General features: G+C 70.0%; 18 protein-coding genes. 5 read left to right on the top strand and 13 right to left on the bottom strand.

Annotated elements, in window-relative coordinates:
* Positions 1–39: 39 nt before the first annotated feature.
* From QE399_RS14610 to QE399_RS14600, 3 genes are all read right to left on the bottom strand, one after another.
* Positions 40–984: a YbgC/FadM family acyl-CoA thioesterase gene (locus QE399_RS14610; RefSeq protein WP_309829665.1), complete on the bottom strand. Its 945-nt coding sequence runs from the start codon at positions 982–984 to the stop codon at positions 40–42.
* A complete protein-coding gene (locus QE399_RS14605) occupies positions 981–1,910 on the bottom strand; it encodes an alpha/beta hydrolase (protein WP_309832123.1) in 930 nt (309 codons plus the stop codon). The genes QE399_RS14610 and QE399_RS14605 overlap by 4 nt, the downstream gene beginning before the upstream one ends.
* An 84-nt stretch (positions 1,911–1,994) precedes the next feature.
* Positions 1,995–2,867, bottom strand: coding sequence for a 2-keto-4-pentenoate hydratase (locus tag QE399_RS14600; protein WP_309829663.1), 873 nt, complete (start codon positions 2,865–2,867; stop codon positions 1,995–1,997).
* Positions 2,868–2,927: 60 nt separating this feature from the next.
* Between QE399_RS14600 and QE399_RS14595 the strand changes: the two genes are divergently transcribed.
* The gene (locus tag QE399_RS14595) at positions 2,928–4,064 is read left to right on the top strand and encodes an iron-containing alcohol dehydrogenase (RefSeq protein WP_309829661.1); all 1,137 of its coding nucleotides are present in this window, start codon (positions 2,928–2,930) and stop codon (positions 4,062–4,064) included.
* 313 nt (positions 4,065–4,377) lie between these two features.
* Here the strand turns inward: QE399_RS14595 and QE399_RS14590 are convergent, their stop codons facing one another.
* The 3 genes from QE399_RS14590 to QE399_RS14580 all read right to left on the bottom strand — a co-directional run bounded on the left by QE399_RS14590 (position 4,378) and on the right by QE399_RS14580 (position 8,999).
* Positions 4,378–5,553: a phospholipase gene (locus tag QE399_RS14590; RefSeq protein ID WP_309832121.1), complete on the bottom strand. Its 1,176-nt coding sequence runs from the start codon at positions 5,551–5,553 to the stop codon at positions 4,378–4,380.
* A 5-nt stretch (positions 5,554–5,558) separates the two neighbouring features.
* Positions 5,559–6,383, bottom strand: a complete 825-nt coding sequence (locus QE399_RS14585; RefSeq protein WP_309829658.1) for an HDOD domain-containing protein — start codon at positions 6,381–6,383, stop codon at positions 5,559–5,561.
* 264 nt (positions 6,384–6,647) lie between these two features.
* On the bottom strand, positions 6,648–8,999 hold the full coding sequence (locus QE399_RS14580) for a Tex family protein (RefSeq protein WP_309829656.1): 2,352 nt from the start codon (positions 8,997–8,999) through the stop codon (positions 6,648–6,650).
* Between the two features lie 534 nt (positions 9,000–9,533).
* On the opposite strand from QE399_RS14580, the gene QE399_RS14575 reads away from it, so the two are divergent.
* A complete protein-coding gene (locus QE399_RS14575) occupies positions 9,534–10,844 on the top strand; it encodes a hypothetical protein (RefSeq protein WP_309829654.1) in 1,311 nt (436 codons plus the stop codon).
* Between the two features lie 218 nt (positions 10,845–11,062).
* Here QE399_RS14575 and QE399_RS14570 read toward each other — a convergent pair whose 3' ends face one another.
* Positions 11,063–12,586, bottom strand: a complete 1,524-nt coding sequence (locus QE399_RS14570; protein ID WP_309829652.1) for a DUF4832 domain-containing protein — start codon at positions 12,584–12,586, stop codon at positions 11,063–11,065.
* A gap of 222 nt (positions 12,587–12,808) precedes the next feature.
* Here QE399_RS14570 and QE399_RS14565 point away from each other — a divergent pair, with 222 nt between their 5' ends.
* Both QE399_RS14565 and QE399_RS14560 read left to right on the top strand, forming a co-directional pair.
* Positions 12,809–13,894: a DUF72 domain-containing protein gene (locus QE399_RS14565; protein WP_309829650.1), complete on the top strand. Its 1,086-nt coding sequence runs from the start codon at positions 12,809–12,811 to the stop codon at positions 13,892–13,894.
* A gap of 204 nt (positions 13,895–14,098) precedes the next feature.
* Positions 14,099–15,337 (top strand): sensor domain-containing phosphodiesterase, encoded by a 1,239-nt coding sequence (locus QE399_RS14560; RefSeq protein WP_309829648.1) that lies wholly within the window; start codon positions 14,099–14,101, stop codon positions 15,335–15,337.
* Between the two features lie 45 nt (positions 15,338–15,382).
* Here the strand turns inward: QE399_RS14560 and QE399_RS14555 are convergent, their stop codons facing one another.
* The 3 genes from QE399_RS14555 to QE399_RS14545 all read right to left on the bottom strand — a co-directional run bounded on the left by QE399_RS14555 (position 15,383) and on the right by QE399_RS14545 (position 19,315).
* The gene (locus QE399_RS14555; protein ID WP_309829646.1) at positions 15,383–16,831 is read right to left on the bottom strand and encodes an MFS transporter; all 1,449 of its coding nucleotides are present in this window, start codon (positions 16,829–16,831) and stop codon (positions 15,383–15,385) included.
* The gene (locus QE399_RS14550; RefSeq protein ID WP_309829644.1) at positions 16,828–18,039 is read right to left on the bottom strand and encodes a multidrug effflux MFS transporter; all 1,212 of its coding nucleotides are present in this window, start codon (positions 18,037–18,039) and stop codon (positions 16,828–16,830) included. Before QE399_RS14550 ends, QE399_RS14555 begins: the two co-directional genes overlap by 4 nt.
* An 88-nt stretch (positions 18,040–18,127) precedes the next feature.
* Positions 18,128–19,315 carry an acetyltransferase domain-containing protein gene (locus QE399_RS14545; protein ID WP_309829642.1) on the bottom strand — a complete coding sequence of 396 codons (1,188 nt, stop codon included), beginning with the start codon at positions 19,313–19,315 and terminating at the stop codon, positions 18,128–18,130.
* Positions 19,316–19,555: 240 nt separating this feature from the next.
* Between QE399_RS14545 and QE399_RS14540 the strand changes: the two genes are divergently transcribed.
* Entirely contained in the window at positions 19,556–20,242 is a 687-nt protein-coding gene (locus QE399_RS14540) for an Lcl C-terminal domain-containing protein (RefSeq protein ID WP_309829640.1), read from the top strand.
* Positions 20,243–20,256: 14 nt separating this feature from the next.
* Here the strand turns inward: QE399_RS14540 and QE399_RS14535 are convergent, their stop codons facing one another.
* From QE399_RS14535 to QE399_RS14525, 3 genes are all read right to left on the bottom strand, one after another.
* Positions 20,257–21,027, bottom strand: coding sequence for an EAL domain-containing protein (locus QE399_RS14535; RefSeq protein WP_309829638.1), 771 nt, complete (start codon positions 21,025–21,027; stop codon positions 20,257–20,259).
* Between the two features lie 422 nt (positions 21,028–21,449).
* The gene (locus QE399_RS14530; protein ID WP_309829636.1) at positions 21,450–22,013 is read right to left on the bottom strand and encodes a methylated-DNA--[protein]-cysteine S-methyltransferase; all 564 of its coding nucleotides are present in this window, start codon (positions 22,011–22,013) and stop codon (positions 21,450–21,452) included.
* A gap of 90 nt (positions 22,014–22,103) precedes the next feature.
* Complete coding sequence (locus QE399_RS14525) at positions 22,104–23,009, bottom strand: SDR family oxidoreductase (RefSeq protein WP_309829634.1); 906 nt, start codon at positions 23,007–23,009, stop codon at positions 22,104–22,106.
* Positions 23,010–23,149: the final 140 nt, after the last annotated feature.

The raw sequence follows: 23,149 nt of genomic DNA, 5'->3' as shown, positions 1-23,149 counted from the left end.
AAGGAATTCAGGCGCCTTTGTATCCAGATTTTTTGTCGATCAAGCGCCACCGGCTCCATTTTTCATAGCATCCAGCAGAACGCGCTCCATGGTGACATGGGGCAGGCCCGCCTCTTCATAGGGCTCGCCCACTGCCACGAACCCGGCCCGCCGGTAGAAAGCCTCGGCGTTTGCCTGGGCGTGCAGCGTCACGCGCCGGTCGCCGCGGCGTTCGGCGTGCGCCACCAGGGCGTCCAGCACCTCGCGGCCCCAGCGCTGGCCGCGCACGGCCCGGTCCACTGCCATGCGCCCGATCAGCGCCTGGGCCGGCGCGCCGCGCAGCAGCCGCCCGGTCGCCACCGGCAAGCCCAAGCGGTTGAACGCGACGGCGTGCACGGCCGTGCCGTCCCGGTCGTCGGCCTCGATGGCGGCGTCGATGCCCTGTTCCTGCACGAACACGGCCGTGCGCAGCGCACCGGCATCGCGGCCCAGGGTGGCCCAATCGCCCACCCGCGTCTCCACCATCGCGTGCCCGGCCTCGAATTGCTCCAGCATGGCGCGCAGCGTGGCGGGTACCGGACTGGAGGTCTGCGTGGCAGGGTCAGCAAACACATAGACCAGCTCGCCTGACACCAGCAACCGGTCGCCCCCAAAGATGCCGAAGGCGAACAGCAGCGACGAGCGCCCGATGCGCACGCAGCGCAGCCCCACATCGACGATGTCGTCCAGCCGCGCCGACGCGTGGTATTCCACCGTCGCCTTCTTCACGTACAGCTCGCCGCCCAGCGCCGCCATGCCGGACTCGTAGGGCACGGCCAGGACGCGCCAGTACTCGCCCATGGCCGTATCTGCGTACATCAGGTAGTGGGCATTGAAGACGATCTTCTGCATGTCCACCTCCGCCCAGCGCACGCGCAGCCGGTGCAGGCAGCGGAACTGGGCGCGCCGTGGCGCCGGGGCGGCCGCATCCGGGGCGGCGGACGCGATACTTGGCGGTGTGGTCATGCCTCGTCCTCCAGGCCGAAGGCGCTGCGCAGGGCGCGCGCCGCATCGGCGTGCGCCTGGCGCGCCTCAGGAATCGCGCGGCCCATCTTGATGAATTCGTGCGTCACCCCGCGGTAGATCTCCAGGTCCACCGGCACGCCGGCGGCCCGCAGCTTGTCGGCGTACAGCACACCCTCGTCCACCAGCGGATCGCACTCGGCCAGGCCCAGCCAGGCCGGGGCCACGCCGTCCACATCGGGGGCGAGCAGCGGCGCAAAGCGCCAGTCCTCCCGCTCAGGGCCCTGCCCCACGTACTGGTCGAAGAACCAGGCAATGGCCGGCGCCTCCAGCACCAGGCCGTGCGCGAATGTCTGGTGCGACGGCGTGTCCTGGTGCGCCGTCGTGCCCGGGTAGATCAGCAGCTGCAGCGCCAGCGGCAGGCCCGCATCGCGCGCCAGGATGGCATTCACCGCCGCCAGCGTGCCGCCGGCACTGTCCCCGCCCACGGCCAGCCGCGCCGGGTCCGCCCCCAGCTGGCGCGCCTGCGCGGCCAGCCAGACCAAGGCATCCCAGGCATCGTCGCTCGCCGTGGGAAACCGGTGCTCGGGCGCCAACCGGTAGCCCAGCGACACCACCATGCACCCGGCCAGCCGCGCCAGTTCGCGGCACAGTACATCGTGCGTATCGATGCTGCCGAGGGTGAACCCGCCCCCATGCAGGTACAGCAACAGCGGCAAGCCCGCATCGGACGACGGCGCATACAGCCGCGCCGCCAGCGCAGTGCCGTCCCGGGCAGGGATCTGCAGGTTCTCCACCCGGGGCAGAGCGGCCTTGGGAGTTTCAAGCACGCCGGCGCCCGCTTCGTAGGCGGCCCGGGCCTCAGCGGCTGGCAAGGTGTGGAGGGGTGGTCGGCCGGCGCGGGCCATGCGGTCCAGCACGCTGCGCATCGGCAAGGTGAGACGCGGCGGGGGTGCGGATGCATCAAGAAGCATGAATGACTGAAAAAAATTGGGATGGACGAAGCCTCGATGCTATTTGAACGTCACCATCACGGGCCTGGCCCCCGGCAGCCCCTGGTAGGTGGCCGTCACCGCCAGGCCCGGCCGCGGTGGCAGCAGCGGGGAGAACGAGCCCAGGCTGACCAGGTCACCCGGCTGCAGGGTGATCTCTTCCTTTTGCAGCGCCTCGGCCAGCCAGACCACGGCCTGCAGCGGGTGGCCGAGGATGTCGCTGCCCTTGCCGGCCGGGGCCAACAGTTCGCCTTTCTCGTTGGTGAGTTGCACGCTCATGCGCTCCAGCGCGTCCAGCAAGGCGTGGCGCTCGCCGCGCGTCTGCGGGATGGCGATGGGCTCGCCGGCAACGCCCAGCCGGGCACCCACGTTGATGGCGGCCACGCCCGGGCCATTGAGCTGCGGAGGGGCCTGCACCAGCAGGTCAGGCAGTTCGATGAAAGGGATGATCTGGTCGATGCCGTCGAGCACTTCCAGGGGCGTGCGCGCATGGTTGATGGCGGCGCTCTTCACGCGCACCAGCATGTCGGCCTCGTACAGCGGGCGGGCGCCGAAGGCTGCCTCCACTACCAGGCCGCTGGGCCGCACCATACCCTCGTACAGCTTGCCCCACACCGGCTTGTCCGTGTTGAAGCGCTTTTGCACGGCCGGGTTGGTCAGGCCGGCCTTGTAGCCCACGACCTTGCCCATCTGCTGGGCGAGGAGTTGATTGAAGCGCGCACGCGTGCAGGCCCCGTCGGCGTCCGACAGCGGCGCGAAGTTGGGCGCCGGCGTGCGGGCGGCGTAGTGCCGGGCCAGTTCGGCCACCTGGTCGCTGGACAGGCATTCGGCGTGCGCGGCTGTCACGCCGGCGACGGCCAGGGCCCATGCCGTGAGGGTTTGCTTCATGGTCATCACGCGCTCCTGGTTGTAGGGTGGATGGCGATCTCATCACAACTCCGGACGTCGCGCACCATGGCTTTCATCAATTACGTCACCCAGATCCAGTTCGAATTCGGCGCCATCCAGCTTCTGAAGCAGGAATGCCAGCGCGTGGGCATCAGCCGCCCGCTGGTGGTAACCGACCAGGGGGTCAAGGCTGCAGGCGTGTTGCAGAAGGCGCTGGACGCACTGGAGGGCATTCCGGTGGCGGTGTTCGACCAGACACCGTCCAACCCGACCGAGGCCGCGGTGCGGGCCGCTGTGGAGGTGTACCGCGCCCAGGGCTGCGACGGGTTGATCGCGGTGGGCGGCGGCTCGGCCATCGACTGCGCCAAGGGCATCGCCATAGCGGCCACGCACGAGGGGCCGCTCAAGACCTACGCGACCATCGAAGGCGGCTCGCCCAGGATCACCGAGCGCGTGGCGCCGCTGATCGCCGTGCCCACCACCAGCGGCACCGGCAGCGAGGTGGCGCGCGGCGCCATCATCATCGTGGACGACCACCGCAAACTGGGCTTCCACTCATGGCACATCGTGCCGCGCACTGCGATCTGCGACCCGGGCCTGACGCTGGGCCTGCCGCCCATGCTCACCGCCGCCACGGGCATGGACGCGATCGCGCACTGCATGGAAACATTCATGTCGTCGGCCTTCAACCCGCCGGCCGACGGCATCGCGCTGGACGGGCTGGAGCGCGGCTGGAAGCACATCGAGCCGGCCACTCGCAACGGCGCCGACCAGGACGCGCGCCTGAACATGATGAGCGCCAGCATGCAGGGTGCCATGGCCTTCCAGAAGGGGCTGGGCTGCGTGCACTCGCTCAGCCACAGCCTGGGCGGCGTCAACCCGCGCCTGCACCACGGCACGCTCAACGCAGTGTTCCTGCCGGCCGTCGTGCGCTTCAACGCGCAGGACCCGACCGTGCGCCAGAACCGCCGCCTGGAGCGCATGGCGCACGCCATGGGCCTGGCGAGTGCAGGCGACATTCCCGAGGCCATCCGCGACATGAGCGCCCGGCTGGGCCTGCCGACCGGCCTGGCGGCCATGGGCGTGACGGAGGACCTTTTCGACGACGTGATCCGCGGCGCCATGGCCGACCATTGCCACAAGACCAACCCACGCGAAGCCAGCGTGGAGGATTACCGGGACATGCTGCAGGCGTCGATGTGACGACGGGGCGGTCCTGCCCTGCCCCTGAAGCGGAGAGAAATAAGCAATGGCAGCAAAGGCAGAAGTGGTCGCCCTAGCTGCCGCTGCCGTACCGGGATTGACGGCGCCCGGGCGCTGAAACCGAGTGGGCTGACCTGTCGGCACATCGGCGCTGCGCGAGGTTTGCGCGGGACGCCTGCCCGAACGGGGGACCGCCCTGCCCGCCCCATCCTCGGCCTTTCCGTGCTCTGCACTGTCGCGGTGGGGAGCCGGTTGGACGATTGGCAGGCAGGCAGGTTGGCTGGCTGGCCGCCGGTTCAGCCTCGCCAGCGCATCACAGCGGCTGCACCTGCGACGGGTCCGGCCGGTGCAGCCACTGCGCCCACTCGTCAGCCAGTTGCTGGCTGGCAGCGGTGGCGGCCTTCCATGCGGCCGCACGCGCGGTGGTGTCGGCGCCGTAGTGCATGAAGTCGTCGCGATCGGGCAGCTTGGCGCGCGGCAGCGTGGCGACCCATTCGGCGCTGGGCGACAGCACCACCATGCGGTCCAGCGCCGGCGTGCTGCCGTGGCGCCAGCGCAGGCCCTTGTCCAGCCAGCCGGGCACCACGCGGTGCTGGAAGTGGGGGTAGAGGACCAGCGGCGCAGAGGGGTTCAGGCCATTTTGGCCGCCAGCGCCCGTCCTGATTGCGCAAGCAGCTATGCTATCGATAGCATCCTGAGAACCATAGCGCAGGTGCAGGTGGTAATCGGTGATGCCGCCGTCCCAGTAGGCGCCGCGCGGCGCGCCGGGAATGTCGTGTACCGCCTGCAGCACGAACGGAATGGAGCAGCTGGCCTGCAGGGCGGGCAGAAAATTGTCCTCATGCAGCGCCACCTGCCGCGTGGGCAGGTCGCGCGCGTCGAACGGCAGCGGCGCCGCCCCGCCGGCTGTGGCGCCCGCTGCGGCCGGACCAGGCGACGAGAACACCACCCGCTCCAGCCACCAGCCCAGTGCACGGCGGTGCACCGCGTTGGACGCGAAAGCGCCCAGGTAGCCCAGCGGCGTGGCCCAGCGGTGCTCCCGCGCCAGCAGTTGCCGCCCGCGCGAGGTGACGATGTGCAGGCGGTAGCGCGGGTGTGCCAGCACGTCGGGCACCTGCCCGGCGTAGAACGCCTGCAAGGTCTGCCCAAAGCGCTCGCTCACATGCGCGGCAGAAGGCCGGCGCGCGCCCGGCGGCACGTCGTAGTGCTGGTGGATGTAGTCGTGCTCCAGCCGGGCCCAGCCCGCAATGTTGTCGGGCAGACAGGCGGTGGCCATGCGCCACGCGCCGATGGATGCGCCCACCAGGTGCACCGGCTGGTGGGACTGGGGCAGCCAGTGGCCGAAGAGAAAGCGGTCGAGGGGGCCGAGGATGAGGCCCTTGGGGCCGCCTGCCGCAGCCGGAATCACGCCCACATCCGCCGGCTGCAGCCCCTGCTGTTCGATGTGGCGCCGGGCCGCCGGGCCGGCATGGATGCGCAGCGCCTTCAGCCCGCTCATACGAAGGCGCCGGCGTCGGGCCGCACCGTCCAGTCGATCGGATCCTGCTCCAGCACCATGTCGATGTCCAAGTCCAACGCCAGGCCCACCTCGGCGGGAAAGCTCACGGCCAGTTCGCGCTCGGACAGGCCGGCCTCGCGGGCGCGGGCGCGCCAGGCCGCCAGGTGCAGCACGCCGGCCAAAGGCTCATAGGCCAGGTTGTCGAATGGTGCGGTCAGGTGCTGCAGCGCATCCACCACCTCGCCGGGCAGCTGCCAGCGGTAGGCCAGGCTGGCAGTCACCTGCGCGTAGCTGAAGCCCAGCAGCCGCTGCTCCAGCTTGGCGCGGCGAGCATCCAGTGGGGCGACCAGCGCGTCCATGGACTGCATGCGCTCGGGCGCCGCCAGATGCAGCACCAGTTCGCCCAGCCCGTGCAGCAGGCCGGCGGTGTACGCGGCAATCTGGTTCTGGCGCACGATGCCCGCCAGGGACCGCGCCAGCTTGGCGGTGTGCAGGCTGTAGCGCCAGAACTGCTGCAGATTCACCCCGGGAACCGAGCGCGACGTGGTGCCGAGCGGCGCCGTGGTCACCAGGGTGCGCAGTTGCGTCATGCTGAGCAAGGCCAGCGCCTCGGAGATGCCCGACACCGTGCGCGGTGCCTGGAAGGCCGGGCCATTGGCTTCCTGCAGCAGGCGCGCCGCCAGCGCCGGGTCCATACCGAAAAAGAGGTTGATGCGCCGCAGCGAGGGCTCCGGCAATGCCAGCTCGGTCGCGAGCAACGCCACCGCCTTGGGCAGGCTGGGCAGCGTGACAGGAGCGGCCAGCAGAGCGTTCAGGTCCATGGGTGGTTACGGCGGCGCGGCAGGGCGAAGAGGCAGGTCGGGGAACGGCACGGGGCGCAGTCCACCTGCGCCGCGTCAGCCGGTCGTCCGGGCCGCGGCACCGGCATGTGCGTGGTGGGCCGGATTATCCACGCGCCGCCGGACGCGCGCAGCCCCTGCCCACCACTCCGGTTTACCTCGGTGTGCAAAGCGGACACCTGGCGCAGCGCGAACGAAGCGTCCCAGCGGCACACCGTGCATGGCGCGCTCCGGGCACAGCCGGGCTCAGCGCTTGGGTTGCAGCTTGGCGAAGGCCGATGCCATGGCCGACTGCGGCGCCGGGTCGCTGTTGCGGCGCTGCGGCTGGGCGTAGCCGCGGCCGGCACCTTCGAAGCGGTTGTCGCGCGGGCCGTCACGGCGGGCGGGCGCGGCGTCCAGCTTCATCGACAGGCCGATGCGCTTGCGCTCGACGTCCACTTCCATGACCTTCACCTTGACGATGTCGCCGGTCTTGACCACCTCGCGTGCATCGTTGACGAACTTGTGGCTCAGCTGGCTCACGTGGACCAGGCCGTCCTGGTGCACGCCCAGGTCGACGAACGCGCCGAACTGCGCCACATTGCTGACCGTGCCCTCCAGCACCATGCCTTCCTTCAGGTCCCGGATGTCTTCCACGCCCTCGTTGAAGCGCGCGACCTTGAAGTCGGGACGCGGGTCGCGGCCGGGCTTTTCCAGCTCGGCCAGGATGTCGCGCACGGTGATGACCCCAAAGCGCTCGTTGGCGAACACCTCGGGCTTCAGGGTCTTGAGCATGTCGGCGCGGCCCATCACGTCGGTCACGGGCTTGCCTGTCTGGGCGAGGATCTGCTCGACCACGGGATAGGTCTCCGGGTGCACGCCCGTCACGTCCAGCGGGTTGTCGCCCCCGCGGATGCGCAAGAAGCCCGCCGCCTGCTCGAAGGTCTTGGCGCCCAGGCCGCTCACCTCCATCAGCTGCCTGCGGCTCTTGAACGCGCCGTTGGCTTCGCGCCAGCGCACCACGGCCTTGGCCACGCTGCCCGACAGGCCGGACACGCGCGACAGCAGCGGCACGCTGGCCGTGTTCAGGTCCACGCCCACCGAGTTCACGCAGTCCTCGACCACGGTGCCCAGCGTGCGCGCCAGCTCGCTCTGGTTCACGTCGTGCTGGTACTGGCCCACGCCGATGCTCTTGGGGTCGATCTTCACCAGCTCGGCCAGCGGGTCCTGCAGCCGGCGCGCGATGGAGGCGGCGCCGCGCAGGCTCACGTCCACGTCGGGCATTTCCTGCGAGGCGTATTCGCTGGCGGAATAGACCGATGCGCCGGCCTCGCTCACCACCACCTTCTCGATGGCACGGTCGGCCTTGGCGGCCAGCTTGATCAGTTCGCCGGCCAGCTTGTCGGTCTCGCGGCTGGCCGTGCCGTTGCCGATGGCGATCAGGTTCACGCCATGCTTGTCGCACAGCTTGGCCAGCGTGTGCAGCGAGCCGTCCCAGTCGCGGCGTGGCTCGTGCGGGAACACGGTCGCGGTCTCCACTAGCTTGCCGGTAGCGTCCACCACGGCCACCTTCACGCCGGTGCGGATGCCAGGGTCCAGCCCCATCACCACGCGCGGGCCGGCGGGCGCGGCCAGCAGCAGGTCGCGCAGGTTGTCCGCAAACACCTTGATGGCGACTTTCTCGGCCTCGTCGCGCAGCCGGGCGAACAGGTCGCGCTCGGTGGAGAGACTGAGCTTCACGCGCCAGGTCCAGGCCACGCACTTGCGCAGCAGGTCGTCTGCCGGGCGGCCGGCGTGGCTCCAGCCCAGGTGCAGCGCGATCTTGCCTTCGGCCAGGCTCGGCTTGCCGGGCTCAGGCTCCACGGGCAGCACCAGCTTGGCTTCCAGAATTTCGAGCGCGCGGCCACGGAACACGGCCAGCGCACGGTGCGAAGGCACGCGGCCGATGGGCTCGTCGTACTCGAAATAGTCGCGGAATTTGGAGACCTCGGGGTCGGTCTCGTTCTTCCCATCGACTTTCTTGCTGCGCAGCAGGCCCTCGGCCCACAGCCATTCGCGCAGCGACTGCACCAGCGCGGCGTCCTCAGCCCAGCGTTCGGACAGGATGTCGCGCACGCCGTCCAGCACGGCCGCCGTGGTGGAGAAGTCGGCGCCGGGCTTGCCGTCGTCCAGCACCTCGGGGGGGCGGGTGAAGGCCGCGGCCTCGGCAGCCGGGTCCAGCGTGGGGTCGGCAAACAGCTTGTCGGCCAGCGGCTCGATGCCGAACTCCTTGGCGATCTGGCCCTTGGTCCGGCGCTTTTGCTTGAAAGGCAGGTAGATGTCTTCCAGCTCCTGCTTGGTGGGAACGGCGGCGATGGCCGCGCGCAGGGCATCCGTCAGCTTGCCCTGCTCATCGATGGCCTTGAGCACGGCCGCGCGGCGGTCTTCCAGCTCGCGCAGGTAGGACAGGCGGGCTTCGAGCTCACGCAGCTGGATGTCGTCCAGCCCGCCCGTCACCTCTTTGCGGTAGCGCGCGATGAAGGGCACCGTGGCGCCGCCATCCAGCAGCTCCACCGCTGCGCGTACCTGTTGTTCACTGACCCGGATTTCTGCGGCCAACTGCCGAATGATCTGCTGCATGTGCTGACTGTGCGCGGTACGAAAGACGAAGCGTGGGAGTTTGCCATAGGCACTGCAGCGGGCCAGCGGTGCGTCGGCCGGAGGGCCGTCAGCAATCTATTGCTTACACCCCCCCCACCACAGGCGGGTTTTCTAAGCGGCGCGCGGGAAATACGGTGCTCACCTGTTCAAGGTCCGGCACATGGGGTGCCGCGCCTGCAGGACATTTTTCCCGAAATCCAAACCATGTCACAACCTTCTCTTCCCATGCGCCGGGCTGCTGCTTACGTCGCTCTGGCCGCCGTCACAGCCATGTCTTTGTCTGCCTGCGGCGGGGGCGACCAGGTTTTTGATGAGCAGCCCGCGCCCGCGCCTGCGCCCTCTCCATCGCCCTCACCTTCTCCTTCGCCCTCTCCCACCCCGTCGCCCTCGCCGGCACCGACTCCATCACCGTCCCCCTCCCCAGCACCTTCGCCTTCGCCAGCCCCCGCGCCCACGCCCTCTCCGTCGCCTTCCCCCGCTCCGGCCACGGGCAGCTGGGGTGCGCCGCAACTGGTGGAGAACGACACCGCTGGCGTCACCCAGCACAAGCTCGCCGTCGCGCCGAATGGCAAGGCCGTGTCGGCCTGGCTGGAAGACCGTTCCACCAGCACGCAATCGCTGTACAGCGTGCATGCCCGGGCCTATTCGCCGGACACTGGCTGGGGCGCGGTTGCTGCCTATAACGTGACCGGAACGAATGGTGCTGGCAAGCCCCAGATCGCCATCAACTCCAACGGCGACGCGATCTTGGTCTGGGTGCAAATTAGCGCGACGCAGGGCATCACGCGCGACTTCAATATTGCATCCGTTCGTTACAGCGCCACCACCGGCACCTGGGACGCGGCCCCCACCAATATTCTGGGTGTGAACGAGATCCCGCGCGCTTATGACGTGGACATGGATTCGCACGCTGTCACGCTCGACGACGCCGGCAACTCCTTCTACGCCATCGCCAACCGCACCATCTTCGATGAGCCGGACGGCGCCTGGTACAAGCAGTACCGCAACGGCACGTGGACCCCCACCACCCGCTTCCTGGCAGGTGCCAGCTCGGAGGGCAAGGAGATCGCGCTGGTGGCGGCGCCCAATGGCGCAACGGCTACGGCGCTGTGGAAGCAATACGATAACAACGCCAGCAAATACCGCATCCTGGCGAGCGAATACCGCGACGGCTCTGGCTGGACCGCCGGCCACGCGGTCGACGGTGATCTGGCGCGAAGCTACGGCCCTGCACGCATCGCCATCGCTGCCAACGGTGACACCACGGCCGTGTGGGAGGCATCGACCACCGGCGGTACGCGCACCGATATCTACGCAGCCCGCCTCACCAGCAGCGGCTGGAGTACGCCCACCATCATCACAGCCTCGGCCCTCGGCCGCGACGGCTATCTGGCCGACCTGTGCAGCGACGCCGCGGGCAATGCGGTCATGTTGACGCTGCCGTTCGACCTGGGGCAAGTGGCTGCACAGCGATTCAACGTGGCCACCGGCTGGGGTGCTCCGGAACGTGTGCCGGCGGACGATCAAGCCTTCATCGTTCCGCAAGCGTCCGTGGCGTGCAACACCAAGGGCGACGCCATGGTGTCCTACCGTGCCGCACTCGGCGCAGACAACAGCTACCAGCTGTGGGCCCGCCCCTTCGTGGCAGGAACGGGTTGGGGTACGCCATCCCAACTGATCTCTCTGTCGTCTGCCAGCGGTCTGACGCTGACCACTCCGGTCGTGGGGCTGGACGACAGCTTGCGCGCCCTGACCCTGTGGCGCCAGGACCAGCAGGCCGGCGTGAACTCGCCCAAGGACCTCTGGGGTTCGTCCTTCCGTTAAGGCAGCCATGCCCGGCGCGGCCCTCACCGGCCGCACCACGCTGTGCAGGTGCGGAGCCTAGAGAGGCTCTGTAGCTATTGCTTCCCGTGTGCCTCCGCGGCATCGGACGGCCCGCATAGTCACACCCCGGCGATCGCTACGGCGATCTCCGGGGTGTTTGCGTTAGAGCCCTTCCCTTCAACCGCCCGCAGTTGCCGCCCGATGCGTGCCGAAACCAGTTAGCGCACCAGCACCCGTGTGCCCAGCGCGAAAGCGCCCAGCGCGGCATCCCAGCGTTGGCCCGCGGCCGGGGCGTCCGCGTTGGCCGGGCGCACGGCAAAGCGTGCATCTGCGGCCAGGCGGGCATCGCCGTCCGGCAAGGCCAGCAATACCTCGTAGGTGCCCGCAGGCAAGTCCGCCGGAACGGTGCTGCGCACGGTCTCTGCGGTCTCGGAACCGGCGGCCCACGTGCGCGGGTCGGCACCGCTGGCGGGCAGGCGGTGCACGGCTCCCGCTCCGTCCCGCAGCACCAATTGCATTGCGCGCGGATTGAAGAGGCGGGCCCAGCCCGTGTTGCGCACCGTCAGCGCCACGGCTAAGACTTCGCCGCGCCCGACGGCGTCGGCATGCTCGGCCTGCACCCACTCCAGCCGATAACCCATGCGTCGACGCACCTCGGCCATGCAGCCCCCCTTTTCCCACTGCGTGTGGAACAGGTCGCGGTAGTACTCGTCATTCAGATAGGTCAGGTTGTAGCGCGCGCCTTCGGCCAGGATGTCCGGGCAGGTGGTGCGCGGCGTCGGCTGGTCCTCGTCGGCCGGGTCGCAGGTCTCGCCACCGAAGGGGGCGAGGTCACCCAGACGGTCCACATAGTCGCGCTGGGTGGCGCGGCGGCCGGCGTTCTCGTCGTAGGTGCCCACGTCGGTCGTGCTGGCCAGGAAGCAGTCGTTGTGCACGCCCATGCGATAAGCGCCGCCCAGCACCGCCGCGAGCGTCGGCAGGGTGGGCGCCCAGTCCATCACGTACGCGGGCGTGCGCAGCTGCACGAAGCGGCTGGCGGGCACGGCGTCCAGCAGCGCATCGCGCACCTGGGTGCGGTTGGCGGGCGTGGTGAGCTGGTTGGACGAGGTATGCCATTCCCCCCAGGCGCCGATGAAGCCGGCCTGCACGAAGGCGATCACATCGGCGTTGCGCTGCAGAACCGGCTTGAGTTGTGCGATATGGCCCAGCACGCGGGACAGCGGGGCGTCCTTGACGTTGCGGTACTCCGTCTCGGATTCGGGGTAGTTGTACGACGCGCGCACGATCAGCTTGACCCCGGCCGCACGCGCCCGGGCAAAGGACGTATCGAGCCGCGTCAACAAGCTGGCCGGCAGTTCGCGCGAGCGGTAGGAGGACAGGTCCAGCGGCGTGTAGAGCAGCCGGTAGCCTTGCTCGTAGGCGTCCTGCATGTCGCTGGCACTGAGCGCGTTGAGCTTCGTCCATGACCAGCGGTAGAAGCCGCGCTCAGGGTTCGGCCAGTCCGCGTCGCTCGGCGTGAACCGGGCCACCACGGTGCCGGCAGCCGTAGCGGCCGCCGTCACGGGGGTGGCACCCGCCAGGGGGGCCGCCGCAGCAACGCCCGCCGCATCGCCGGCCTCCTCCGTCTTGGCGACGCCTTCCGCCGCGCCGCTGCTGCCGCCCCCGCAGGCCGCCACCAGCAGCGCAGCCGCGCACGCCGCGGTCCGCGCGCGCCAGGCGGTGGAGGCGGTGGGCCAGGTCAAGGATCGAAGGCGTGGGTGGGAGCGGGGCATGGTGGCGGGCTGTGAGCGATCGGGAACCGGATTCTGCCGCCTCTGCGCTGCCGCCGCGTCGCACCGGTACGCGCCGGAGCGCCGCGTGGCGCCGCAGTCTGTCGGCCAGCCGGCCCTTCATGGCCGCACCGGGCCGGGATAATGGTGCCGGTTCTCTTTCGCTGTTCGCAACGCCCCCTCCCCGCCACCGGCATGCAAGACGACCTGTTCGGCGCCCCGCCCGATACGCCCACGCCACCGCCACCGCCCGATTCCGCCCTGGCTCCGCCGCCCGGCACGGCGGCGCCCGCGCGGCGCACCGGCGTGCACCCCGCCGCATGGGATGCGGAGCTGCACGCCTTGGCGGCCCGCCTGCCTCCGCAGCTGCGACTGGGAACTTCCTCGTGGAGCTACCCCGGCTGGCAGGGGCTGGTCTGGGAAGGCGCGCATTCCGAGCAGACCCTGGCCAAGAAGGGCCTGCCCGTCTATGCGCAGCACCCGTTGCTGCGCACGGTGAGCATCGACCGCAGCTTCTACCGCCCGCTCACGGTGAGCGACTACCTGCGCTACGCGGCCCAGGTGCCGCCGGACTTCCGCTTCGTGGTCAAGGCGCCCAGCCTGGTGACCGATGCGCTGGTGCGCAGCGAGGACGGCCGGGGCCGCGAGCCCAATCCGGCGTTCCTCAGCCCGCAGCTGGCGGTGCAGGAGTTCGTGCAGCCGGCGCTGGAGGGCCTGGGCCCGCTGACCGGAGCACTGGTGTTCCAGCTCAGTCCCCTGCCCTGGCCGCAGCTTCAGCGTATCGATGCCGTGCTCGACCGGCTGCACGCCATGTTGCAGGCCCTGCCCGCGCTGGCGCCCACCGCGCCGGACGGCGTTGTCGCAGTGGAAGTGCGCGATCCCGAATGGCTGGCCCCGGCAGTGATGCCGCGGTTGGCCGAAGTGCTGCGCTCGGCGGGCGCCACCTACTGCGTCGGGCTGCATGCCAAGATGCCGCCCCTGGCCGACCAGCTCCGCTTGCTGCGCCTTCTGTGGCCGGGTCCGCTGGTGTGCCGCTGGAACCTGCATCCCGTGCACGGCCCCTATGGTTATGAAGAAGCCGAGAAGCTCTACGGCCCCTATGACCGCATCCACCACCCCGAGCCCGCGCTGCACGCGGCGCTGGCGCAGGCCATTGCCGGCATCACCGGCCGGGGCCAGCGGGCGTACGTGACCATCAGCAACCACGCCGAAGGCTGCGCACCGCTCACCGTACGCACCCTGGCGCAAGAGATCGCCGGACGCCTGGGCAACGGCCCATAGCTATTATATTGATAGCGATATGCGCTTATCTATCAAGCGCTTGCGGCCATTTTGGCTTTAAAGGCTTGCGACAGGCCCACGGTACGTGCGTAGAGCCCGCGCCACAACGCTGCATCCAGGCGAGCAAAACGCGCTGGCCTCCGCTATCGCGGCGCTGCTTTTTCCAGTACACCGGAGCTGTTCCACCTGCAGGAAAGCCCCTCCATGCGCCACCCGCCCAGCCTCTTCGATGCCCGTCCGAATCCCGTGTCCACCGTCATTGCCGAGAGCGTGGGCCTGGTCGGCATCGACCGCATGCTGCACACGGTGCGCAAGCACCTGGGCATGGACGTGGCGTTCATCTCCCGCTTCCGCGCGCAGGACCGCCTGTTCGACCATGCGGATGCCGACAACCCTGCATCGCCCGTCCAGCGCGGCGGCAGCCTTTCGCTGCAGGAGGGCTACTGCCTGAAGGTGGTGCGCGGGGAGCTGCCGCAGTGCATTCCGGACACCTCCGCCCTGCCGGCCGCGCAGGCCATCCCCGCCACGGCGGCCATCCCCATCGGCGCGCACCTGAGCGTGCCCATCGTGCTCAGCACCGGCGTGGTCCACGGCACGCTATGCTGCTTTCGCCACCAGCCCGACCCCAGCCTGGGCGAGCGCGACATGCAGCTGATGCGCGCCTTCGCCGACGTGATCGCCGACCGCATCGACGAGCAGCACGCCGCTCAGCGCGTGCAAAGGGAAACGGTCGCGCGCATCCGGCACGCCATGGACAGCGGGGCGCCGCGCATCGTCTACCAGCCCATCTACGCGCTGCGCCCGCAGCGGCTGGAGGGCTTCGAATGCCTGTCCACCTTCGACCTGGAGCCGCGGCGCCCGCCGAACGTCTGGTTTGACGCTGCGGCCGGGGCCGGGCTGGGCACCGAGCTGGAGTTGCATGCCCTGCACAAGGCGCTGGAGATGCTGCCGGCCTTCGCACCGCACCTGTCGCTCAGCATCAACTGCTCGCCGGCGGCGGTGCTCGACGGCAGCCTGGCCCGCACCCTGGAGTTCGCCGACCTGTCGCGCATCGTGGTGGAGATCACCGAACACGCCACCGTGGACAACTACACCACCCTCGCGGCCACGCTGCAGCCGCTGCGCGACCGCGGTGCGCGCCTGGCCATCGACGATGCGGGCGCCGGCTACGCCAGCATGCGGCACATCCTGAACCTGCAGCCGGACGTGATCAAGCTGGACATGAGCATCACCCGGGGCATCGACGCCGACCCCAGCCGCCGCGCACTGGCGCGCGGCCTGATCCTCTTCGCGCACGACATCGGCAGCGGCATCACCGCCGAAGGCGTGGAAACCGAGGACGAGGCCCGCACGCTGGGCGACCTGGGCGTCGATCATCTGCAGGGCTACCTGCTGGGCCGCCCCATGCCCTTCGACGACGCCCGCCGCTGCGCGATGCATTGACGTCGCAGCAGGCCCACCTGGCCTGCGCGGCCGCCCTTTGCTCTTTCAGCCGTGCGGCTGGCGCACGCGCAGCGTGCTGCACACGCCGCCCAGCACGGCGCAGCCGGCCGCCAGCATCAGCGCGATCGATTCGCCCCGGCCGTCGTGCTCCGTCCACACGGCGAAGATGCCTGCCAGCACCACCGCGCCCAACGTCTGCCCGGTCAGGCGCGCGGTGCCCAGCATGCCGCTGGCCGCGCCGCTGCGGTGCAGGGGCGCCGAGGTCACGATGGTGTGGTTGTTGGGCGACTGGAACAGCGCAAAGCCCACGCCGCACAGCGCCATGCGCCACACCACGTCCGCCGTGGCGGCCTGCGTGGGCATCAGGGCCAGCGCCAGCAGGCCGCAGGCGAACAGGCCCATGCCCACCCCGCCCAGCCAGCCGTCCTGGAAGCGCCCGATGAGCCGCCCGGCGATGGGCGCCACGATCACGATAGCCAACGGCCAGGCGGTGATCAGCAGGCCCGCCTCCAGGTGCGAGCGGCCGTGCACCTCCAGCAGCAGGAAGGGCAGCGCCAAGAAGGCCAGCATCTGCGCGCTGAAGGCGCTGACCGAAGAGGCCATGGACAGCGCGAACACGGGAATGCGCAGCAGATCCACCGGGAAGAGCGGCGCCGCCAGCGGCCACTGCCGACGCAGGTACACCGCACCCACCACCAGCCCCGCCGCCAGCAGCGCCCAGCCCAGCCAGGGGGTGGTGGGCACGCCTTGCGCCCCGGCATCGCCGCGCACGCCGAGCTGCTCGCCACCGATGAAGATCAGCGTGAACATGGCGATGTTCAGCGCCACGTCGATGAACGAGAAGCGTGGCGTGTCGTGCGCCTTGACCGGATTGCCCGGCAACGCCTGGCGGCCCAGCCACAGCGTGAGCAGCCCCAGCGGCAGGTTGATGGCGAACAGCCAGTGCCACGACGCCACCGACAGGATGCCCGCCGCCACCGACGGCCCGGCCATCGACGCGGTGGCCACCACCAGCGAGTTGATGGCCATGCCGCGCCCGAGCGCCGCCCGCGGGTAGATGAGCCGCACCAGCGCCGCGTTCACGCTCATGAGGCCCGCCGCGCCCATGCCCTGCAGCGCCCGCGCCGCGATCAGTACCGGCAGCGAGGTCGCCAGCATGGCCGCCACCGAGGCCGCCGCGAACAGCACCATGCCCAGCAGGTACACGCGCCGATAGCCGTAGCGGTCGCCCAGCGCGGCCAGGGGCAGCAGCAGCACCAGCGTGGCGATCTGGTAGGCATTGACCACCCAGATGGACTGCGCCGCGCCGGCACCCAGCTCGCGCCCGATCGCTGGCAGCGCCAGGTTGACGATGCTGCTGTCCAGCACGGCCAGGGTGATGCCGAGGATGATGACCAGCATGGCCCGGTGGCGCGCGGGCACCGGCAGGCCGTCGTGCAGCACGGGCGCGCCGGTGCCGGCCGGGGCGCCCGGCAGCGGGGCCGCGGCGCTCATGCCTGCGGCCCCGCCACGCGGTGCGCGCGGGCGCCGCCCAGGGTGATCCAGGTGAGGGCGAAGCCGATGAGCGCGCCGGTGGCCATGCCCACCACCATGGGCAGCGGCTGGCCCGTGGCGAACAGGCCCACCAGGCCCATGGCCACCGCGCCGATCAGCATCTGCAGCGTGCCCAGCAGCGCCGAGGCGGTGCCGGCGATGGCGCCATGCTCTTCCAGTGCCAGGACGGAGGTGGTGGGTATCACCAGCCCCATGCAGCCGCTGGCCACGAAATACAGGCCCAGCAGCACGGCCAGCCGGTCGCCGCCCGACAGGTAATACGCCAGCAGGGCCAGCATGACGGCCGCCGCCGCGCTGACGGCCGCCTTCACCACGGCCACCAGCCCGAAACGCCGCCCCAGCCGCGCCGTGAACTGGGCCGAGGCGAAGAAGGCTGCGGCGTTCACCGAGAACGCCAGGCTGTACTGCACCGGCGTGAGGCCGTAGTGGTTGATGAGCACGAAGGGCGAGCTGGCCAGGTACACAAAGAAGCCGCCGATCGAGCAGCCGCTGATGAACACCAGGCCCAGGAAGTGCGTATCGCGCAGCAGCACGGCATAACCGGCCAGTGCACTGCGCAGGTCGCTGCCCAGCCGGTCGGCGGGCAAGCGCGTCTCGGGCAGCGCCTGGCGCACCAGCACCAGGCCGGCCAGCGCCGCCACGGCCACGGCCCAGAACACGCCGCGCCAGCCGGTGAGCGCGATGACCCCGCTGCCGGCCAGCGGCGCCAGCAGGGGCGACACGCTGAACACCAGCATGAGCAGCGACATCAAACGCGCGGCCTCGTTGCCGGTGTGCATGTCGCGCACCACGGCGCGTGGAATCACCATGCCGGCCGCCGCCCCCAGGCCCTGCACGAAGCGCAGCGCCACCAGGGTGTGGATATCCGTAGCCAGCGCGCAGCCCACGCTGGCCAGCGTGAACAACGCCAGGCCGAAGTACAGCGGCGGCTTGCGGCCCACCATGTCGGAAACGGGCCCGTAGAACAGCTGGCCCACGCCCAGGGAGAGGAAAAAGGCCGTCAGGCTCCACTGCACGGCGGCCACGTCGGCGCCCAGGCTGGCGCCGATGGCCGGCAGCGCCGGCAGGTACATGTCGATGGCGAAGGGCCCAATGGCCGAAAGCAGGCCGAGCACGAGCGCGGCCTGGAGAAAATGGGACAACTGCATTGGCCCCATTGTGGTGCACGGCGCACGCGTCTGCCGCCGTGGGGTTGATCTCTGCGGCGGTCCGGAGGCCCTCGGCGCTGCCTCCACATCACAGGTACTTGAGCCAGGCGATGTCCTTGCGGCGTGCCTTGAAGCGGCCGAAGGCACGCACCGGCCCATACAGCGCCAACGCCAGCAGCACCGCGCACAGCCACACGGCCCCCATGCCGTCGAAGCCGAAGTAGCGGCCCTGGTTGAAGCCCCAGATACCCGCTGCCGCCAGGTACAGCAGCTTCAGCACGTACAGGTGGAGCAGATAGAAGAACATGGGCACGGCCCCGAAAACGGCCAGCACGCCGAGCCAGCGCGCCGGCTGGCGCCGCTCGAAGACCCACAGCGCCAGCAGGCCGATGCCCAGCGTCAGCAGCAGGAACAGCAGCGAGGGCGGGTACTTGGTGACGTTCAGAAAGCCCATCACCGTGCGCAGCGGCGTGGCGCCGGCTGCCCAGGGCGCTTCGCCGTAGCCGTTCAAGGCCCGTAGCAAGGCAAAGCCCACCAGCAATGCCACGCCCCAGGCCAGCAACCGGCGTTGCCGCAGTGCCGGCGCCGCACTGCCCGCAAACCAGGGCCCCGCGGCATACCCCAGAGCGATCACGCCGATCCATGGCAGCAGCGGGTACGAGGTGCGCAGCCGCAGCGTCTCGCCCACTGCGATCCAGCCGCGGTCGTGCAGCACCGCCCAGGGTATGTGCATGGCGTGGCCCGGATCGAAATGCAGCCCGTCCAGCAGGTTGTGCCCGGCCACCAGCGCCAGGCCCAGCACGATCAGCACCGGCCGGGGCAGCCACAGCAGGGCCGACAGCGCCAGCATGCTCAGGCCGATGACCCAGATGACCTGCAGGTACAGCACCTGGGGCGGGAACTGGAAGGTCCAGGCAAAGTTGACCAGCGTGACCTCAAGCACTACCAGGAACAGGCCGCGCTGGGCCAGGAACGTGGCGGCCGCGGCCCGGCGGTCGACCTTGTTCGCGCCGTACAGGCAGGCCGACAGCCCGGTGAGGAAGACGAACACCGGAGCACACACATGGGCCAGCAGCCGGCTGAAGAACAGGGCCGGCTCGGTGGCCGCGACATCCATCGGGTCGCCGACCTGGTGGTGAAGATAGAAGGTCTCCCGCACATGGTCCAGCAGCATGAACAGGATCACTAGGCCGCGCAGGGCATCGATGGACTGCAGGCGCCCGCCCAGGGCGGAGCCGGGGGAGGACAGCGGAGCGACGGGAGAAGGCGGGTGCATGGGCCAAGGGCCGCTCGTCCGTCCGGTCGCCGGCAGCGGCCGCCCGCGACGATCGACGGGATCGTGCGCGCGCAGGCCGGCCGGCAGTCCCCGCACGGGCGAGCGGGATCAACAAAGGGCCCACATTCTGCCCGCGGGCCAGGGGCTTGCCGCAGAATGCACCCACGGCCCGCTCCCCGGGCCCGCAGGCCCGGCACCCCGGCCCTCCCGCCAGACGCACGCCCTGGAAGGCCCCTCACCATGCAGACCTTGCTTTCTCTTCGCTCCCTGCACCGCTGTCACGCCGCCACGGCCCGCCGCGGTGCGGCCGCCGCCCTTTCCCTCCTCGCCGCATTGCTACTGCCCTGCGCAGCCCAGGGCCAGGGCACGGCAGCCACACCCGCCAAACCGCCCGCCTCCGCACCGGCCTCCACCTTCACCCTGTCGCCCGACGGCACCTTGGTGATCGACGCACGCACCCATCTGGCCTGGCCCCGCTGCGTGGAAGGCATGAGCTGGAACGGCAAGACCTGCACCGGCACGGCACAGCTATTCACCTACGCCCAGGCCCAGGCGCTGGCCAAGGAACGCTGGAAGGCCGAGGACGTGCGCTGGCGCCTGCCCCGGGTGAACGAGCTGCGCCGCTTGGTCAACCGGTCGGTCCAGCCGCCGACGCTGGACCCGGTGCTGTTCCCGGCCACCCCGATGGAATGGCACTGGACCGGCACGGCCAGCATCAATACCGCCACGGTGAACCCCTACGCCTACGGCAATGTGCAGCGCGGCGGACAGGGAGAGAGCGGAATGTCGGCGCAGAAAGGCTGGGCGGTGGACATGGAAACCGGCGAGACCACGGGCAACATGGGCAAGGGAACGCAGTTGCCCGTGCGGCTGGTGCGGCCCCAGCCCGCGGCCGGCCCGCAAGAGCCATCGCCCGCATCGCCATAGGCGAGGGCTGCAGCTCAGGGCCAGAGGACGGCGGGCAGCGCTTCGACCGCAGGCCGGGCGAACAGGTAGCCCTGGAACAGGTGCACGCCCATGGCCTGCAGCGTCTGCAGTTCGGACGCCGTCTCCACACCCTCGGCCACCACACCGATCTGCAGCGCGGCGCAGATACCCACCACGCCCTGCACGATGGCCTGGCGCACGCCGTCGGTGTCGATGCCGCGCAGCAGCGACATGTCGATCTTGATCACGTCGGGCTGGAAGTCGGCCAGCAGCTCCAGCCCGGCGTAGCCCGCGCCGAAGTCGTCGATCGCCGTGCCGAAGCCATGGCGCCGGTACGAGCGCATGATGTTCTTGAGGTGCAGTTTGTCCACCACGTGTTCCTGCTCCGCCACCTCGAAGGCGATGCGGTGCAGCGGAAAACCGGAGCGCTCGGCTGCGGCCAGCGTGGCGCGGATGCAGGCCTCCGGCTGGTAGACGGCGTTGGGCAGAAAGTTGATGTTCAGCCGGCAGGCGATGCCGAGCCGCTGGGCCAGCTCGATGGCCTTCACCCGGCAGGCCTGGTCGAAGGTGTAGCGGTTCTCGGCCGTCACCTGCTGCAGGATGTGGGCCGCACCGGCGCCATCCTTGCCGCGCACCAGGGCCTCATAGGCCACCACGCTGCGCTCTCGCACATCGACGATGGGCTGGAACGCCATCGTGAATTCGAAGCCCAGATCCTGCCCGTCCCGGCACGAGCGGCAAGGCGGAATGGGAGCGGGAGCCGGAAGGTGTGCAGGGAGTGCCATGGCCGCAGCTTACGCGCTGGGCGCCGACCTGCACGCAGGACATGGCCGCACAAATGCCAGGCCTTGCGGGCCCGCCCAGCCACTTGCAACGTGCTGGCGATCTCCCGGGGGGCCGGGTTGGAACGCCCGTCCCCTGAGACCGTCAACCCGTTCCAAGAACGTGTTGACGATCTCCCTGGGGCCGCGCAGTGGCGTTTGCGGGAGGGGATGCAAGGCGCGGTGCGCTGCCAATAGCTCGGCTATTGGCAAGTGCCGCAACGCCGCAGACCGCCGGCAAACGCCACTGCCCGAAGGGTTGGAGCGAAATCGGGCGATTGAACGCCTCGAATGCTTGCATGGGCACAAGCCCATGCGGCGCATCCGAAGCGTCCACTCATCCCGATTGCGCTCCAACGCGACCCCTGCGAGATCGTAAACACGTTCTAAGCAGCGCCCGGCCCGAAAAGCGAGCGGGTGCCGCCCAGCGCCGCGCCTTCGATCTCCAGCATGCGCAGCTTGGTCAGCGCCCCGCCCCCGGCTGAGAAACCGCCGAAGCGGCCGCCGGCGGCCAGCACGCGATGGCAGGGCACCACCGGGGCGAACGGGTTGGCGCCCAGGGCCTGGCCCACGGCGCGCGACAGCGCCTTGTCGCCCAGCGCCTCGGCCACCTCGCCGTAGGTGAGCGTCTGGCCCGGCGCAATGGCACGGGCCATCGCGTAGACCCGCTGGTGGAAAGGCGAGATGCCCGACATGTCCAGCGCCACCTCGCGCAGGTCGCGCGGCGCGCCGGCCAGCAGCGCCTGGATGCCCTCTACCGCCGCCTGCACGTCAGCGGGCAGCGGCGCCTGCGCCGCGCCGGGCGCCACCGTGCGGCCCCGCAGCATGCGCTCCAGCGTGGCGGTCTCGCTGTCCTCCGGCAGCTGCACGGCCACGATGCCGCCTGCGCCCCACGCGAGCGCGCAGACGCCGAGGGCCGTGGCAAACACGCAGTAGCCCGCCACCTGCATCGCTATGCAATCAATAGCTGCATGCGCTTATCCCACAAGCGCTAGAGGGCAAAATGGCTTGAATCCGGTAGGCCATGCGCGCTGCCGCCCTCACACCGCCCGCAATGCAGCCCGCAGCTGTGCGCCCAGCTCGGGCTTGTCGGCAAACGGGTCGGTCGGGTTGCGCGCCTGCAGCACATCCTCCAGCCGCGTCTGCACCGAGCCGATGGCCTTGGGGTGGCTGTAGATGTAGAACTGGCCGGTGGCCATGGCGTCGAACACCTTCGCGGCCACTTCGGCCGCCGTCACCTTGCCGCTGGTCACGGCCTTGCCCGTCATGGCCTGGCCGATGAGCTGGCTCTTGGTGGCCCGGCCGGCCGCCAGGCCCTCGGGCCGGTTGCGCTCGCTGGCGTGGATGCCCGTGGCCACGAAGAAGGGGCACAGCACGCTGGCGCCCACCTGGTCGGTCACCAGCGACAGGTCCTGGTACAGCGTCTCGGTCAGGCTGACCACGGCGTGCTTGCTCACGTTGTACACGCCCATGTTGGGCGGATTGAGCAAACCGGCCATGCTGGCCGTGTTGACGATGTGGCCGCGCCAGGACGGGTCTTGCGCCGCCGCGGCCAGCATCATGGGCGTGAAGAGCCGGACGCCGTGGATCACGCCCCACAGGTTCACGCCCAGCACCCACTCCCAGTCGGCCACGGTGCTCTCCCACACCAGCCCGCCCGAGCCCACGCCGGCGTTGTTGAACACGAAGTGCGGCGCCCCGAAGCGCGCCTGCACCGCCGCGGCCAGCTGCTCCATCTGCTGGGCGTTGGACACATCCACGCGCTGCGCCAGCACCTGCGCGCCGGCAGCCTGCATCTCGGCCGCCGCTGCATCGAGCGCGTCCTGCTGCACATCGACCAGCACCAGGTTCATGCCCCGCTGCGCCCCGATGCGCGCGCACTCCAGCCCAAAGCCGGAGCCTGCGCCCGTCAGCACGGCGGTCTTGCCTTCAAAGTTCTCGATCATGCGTTGTCTCCTGCTTGTTTGAATCGGGTCACTCGGTGAAAACAGGCGCGGCCCAGACCAGCAGCCACCGCGCAAGGGCCGCCCCGCCGCGCTGGTGGCGTCCCCCTTCCCATCGCGCAGCGATGAGAGAAGGGTGAAGC

Source organism: Paracidovorax wautersii, assembly GCF_031453675.1.
In the GTDB taxonomy this organism is placed as follows: domain Bacteria; phylum Pseudomonadota; class Gammaproteobacteria; order Burkholderiales; family Burkholderiaceae_C; genus Paracidovorax.
This window is presented reverse-complemented; position numbering and strand designations above follow the sequence as displayed.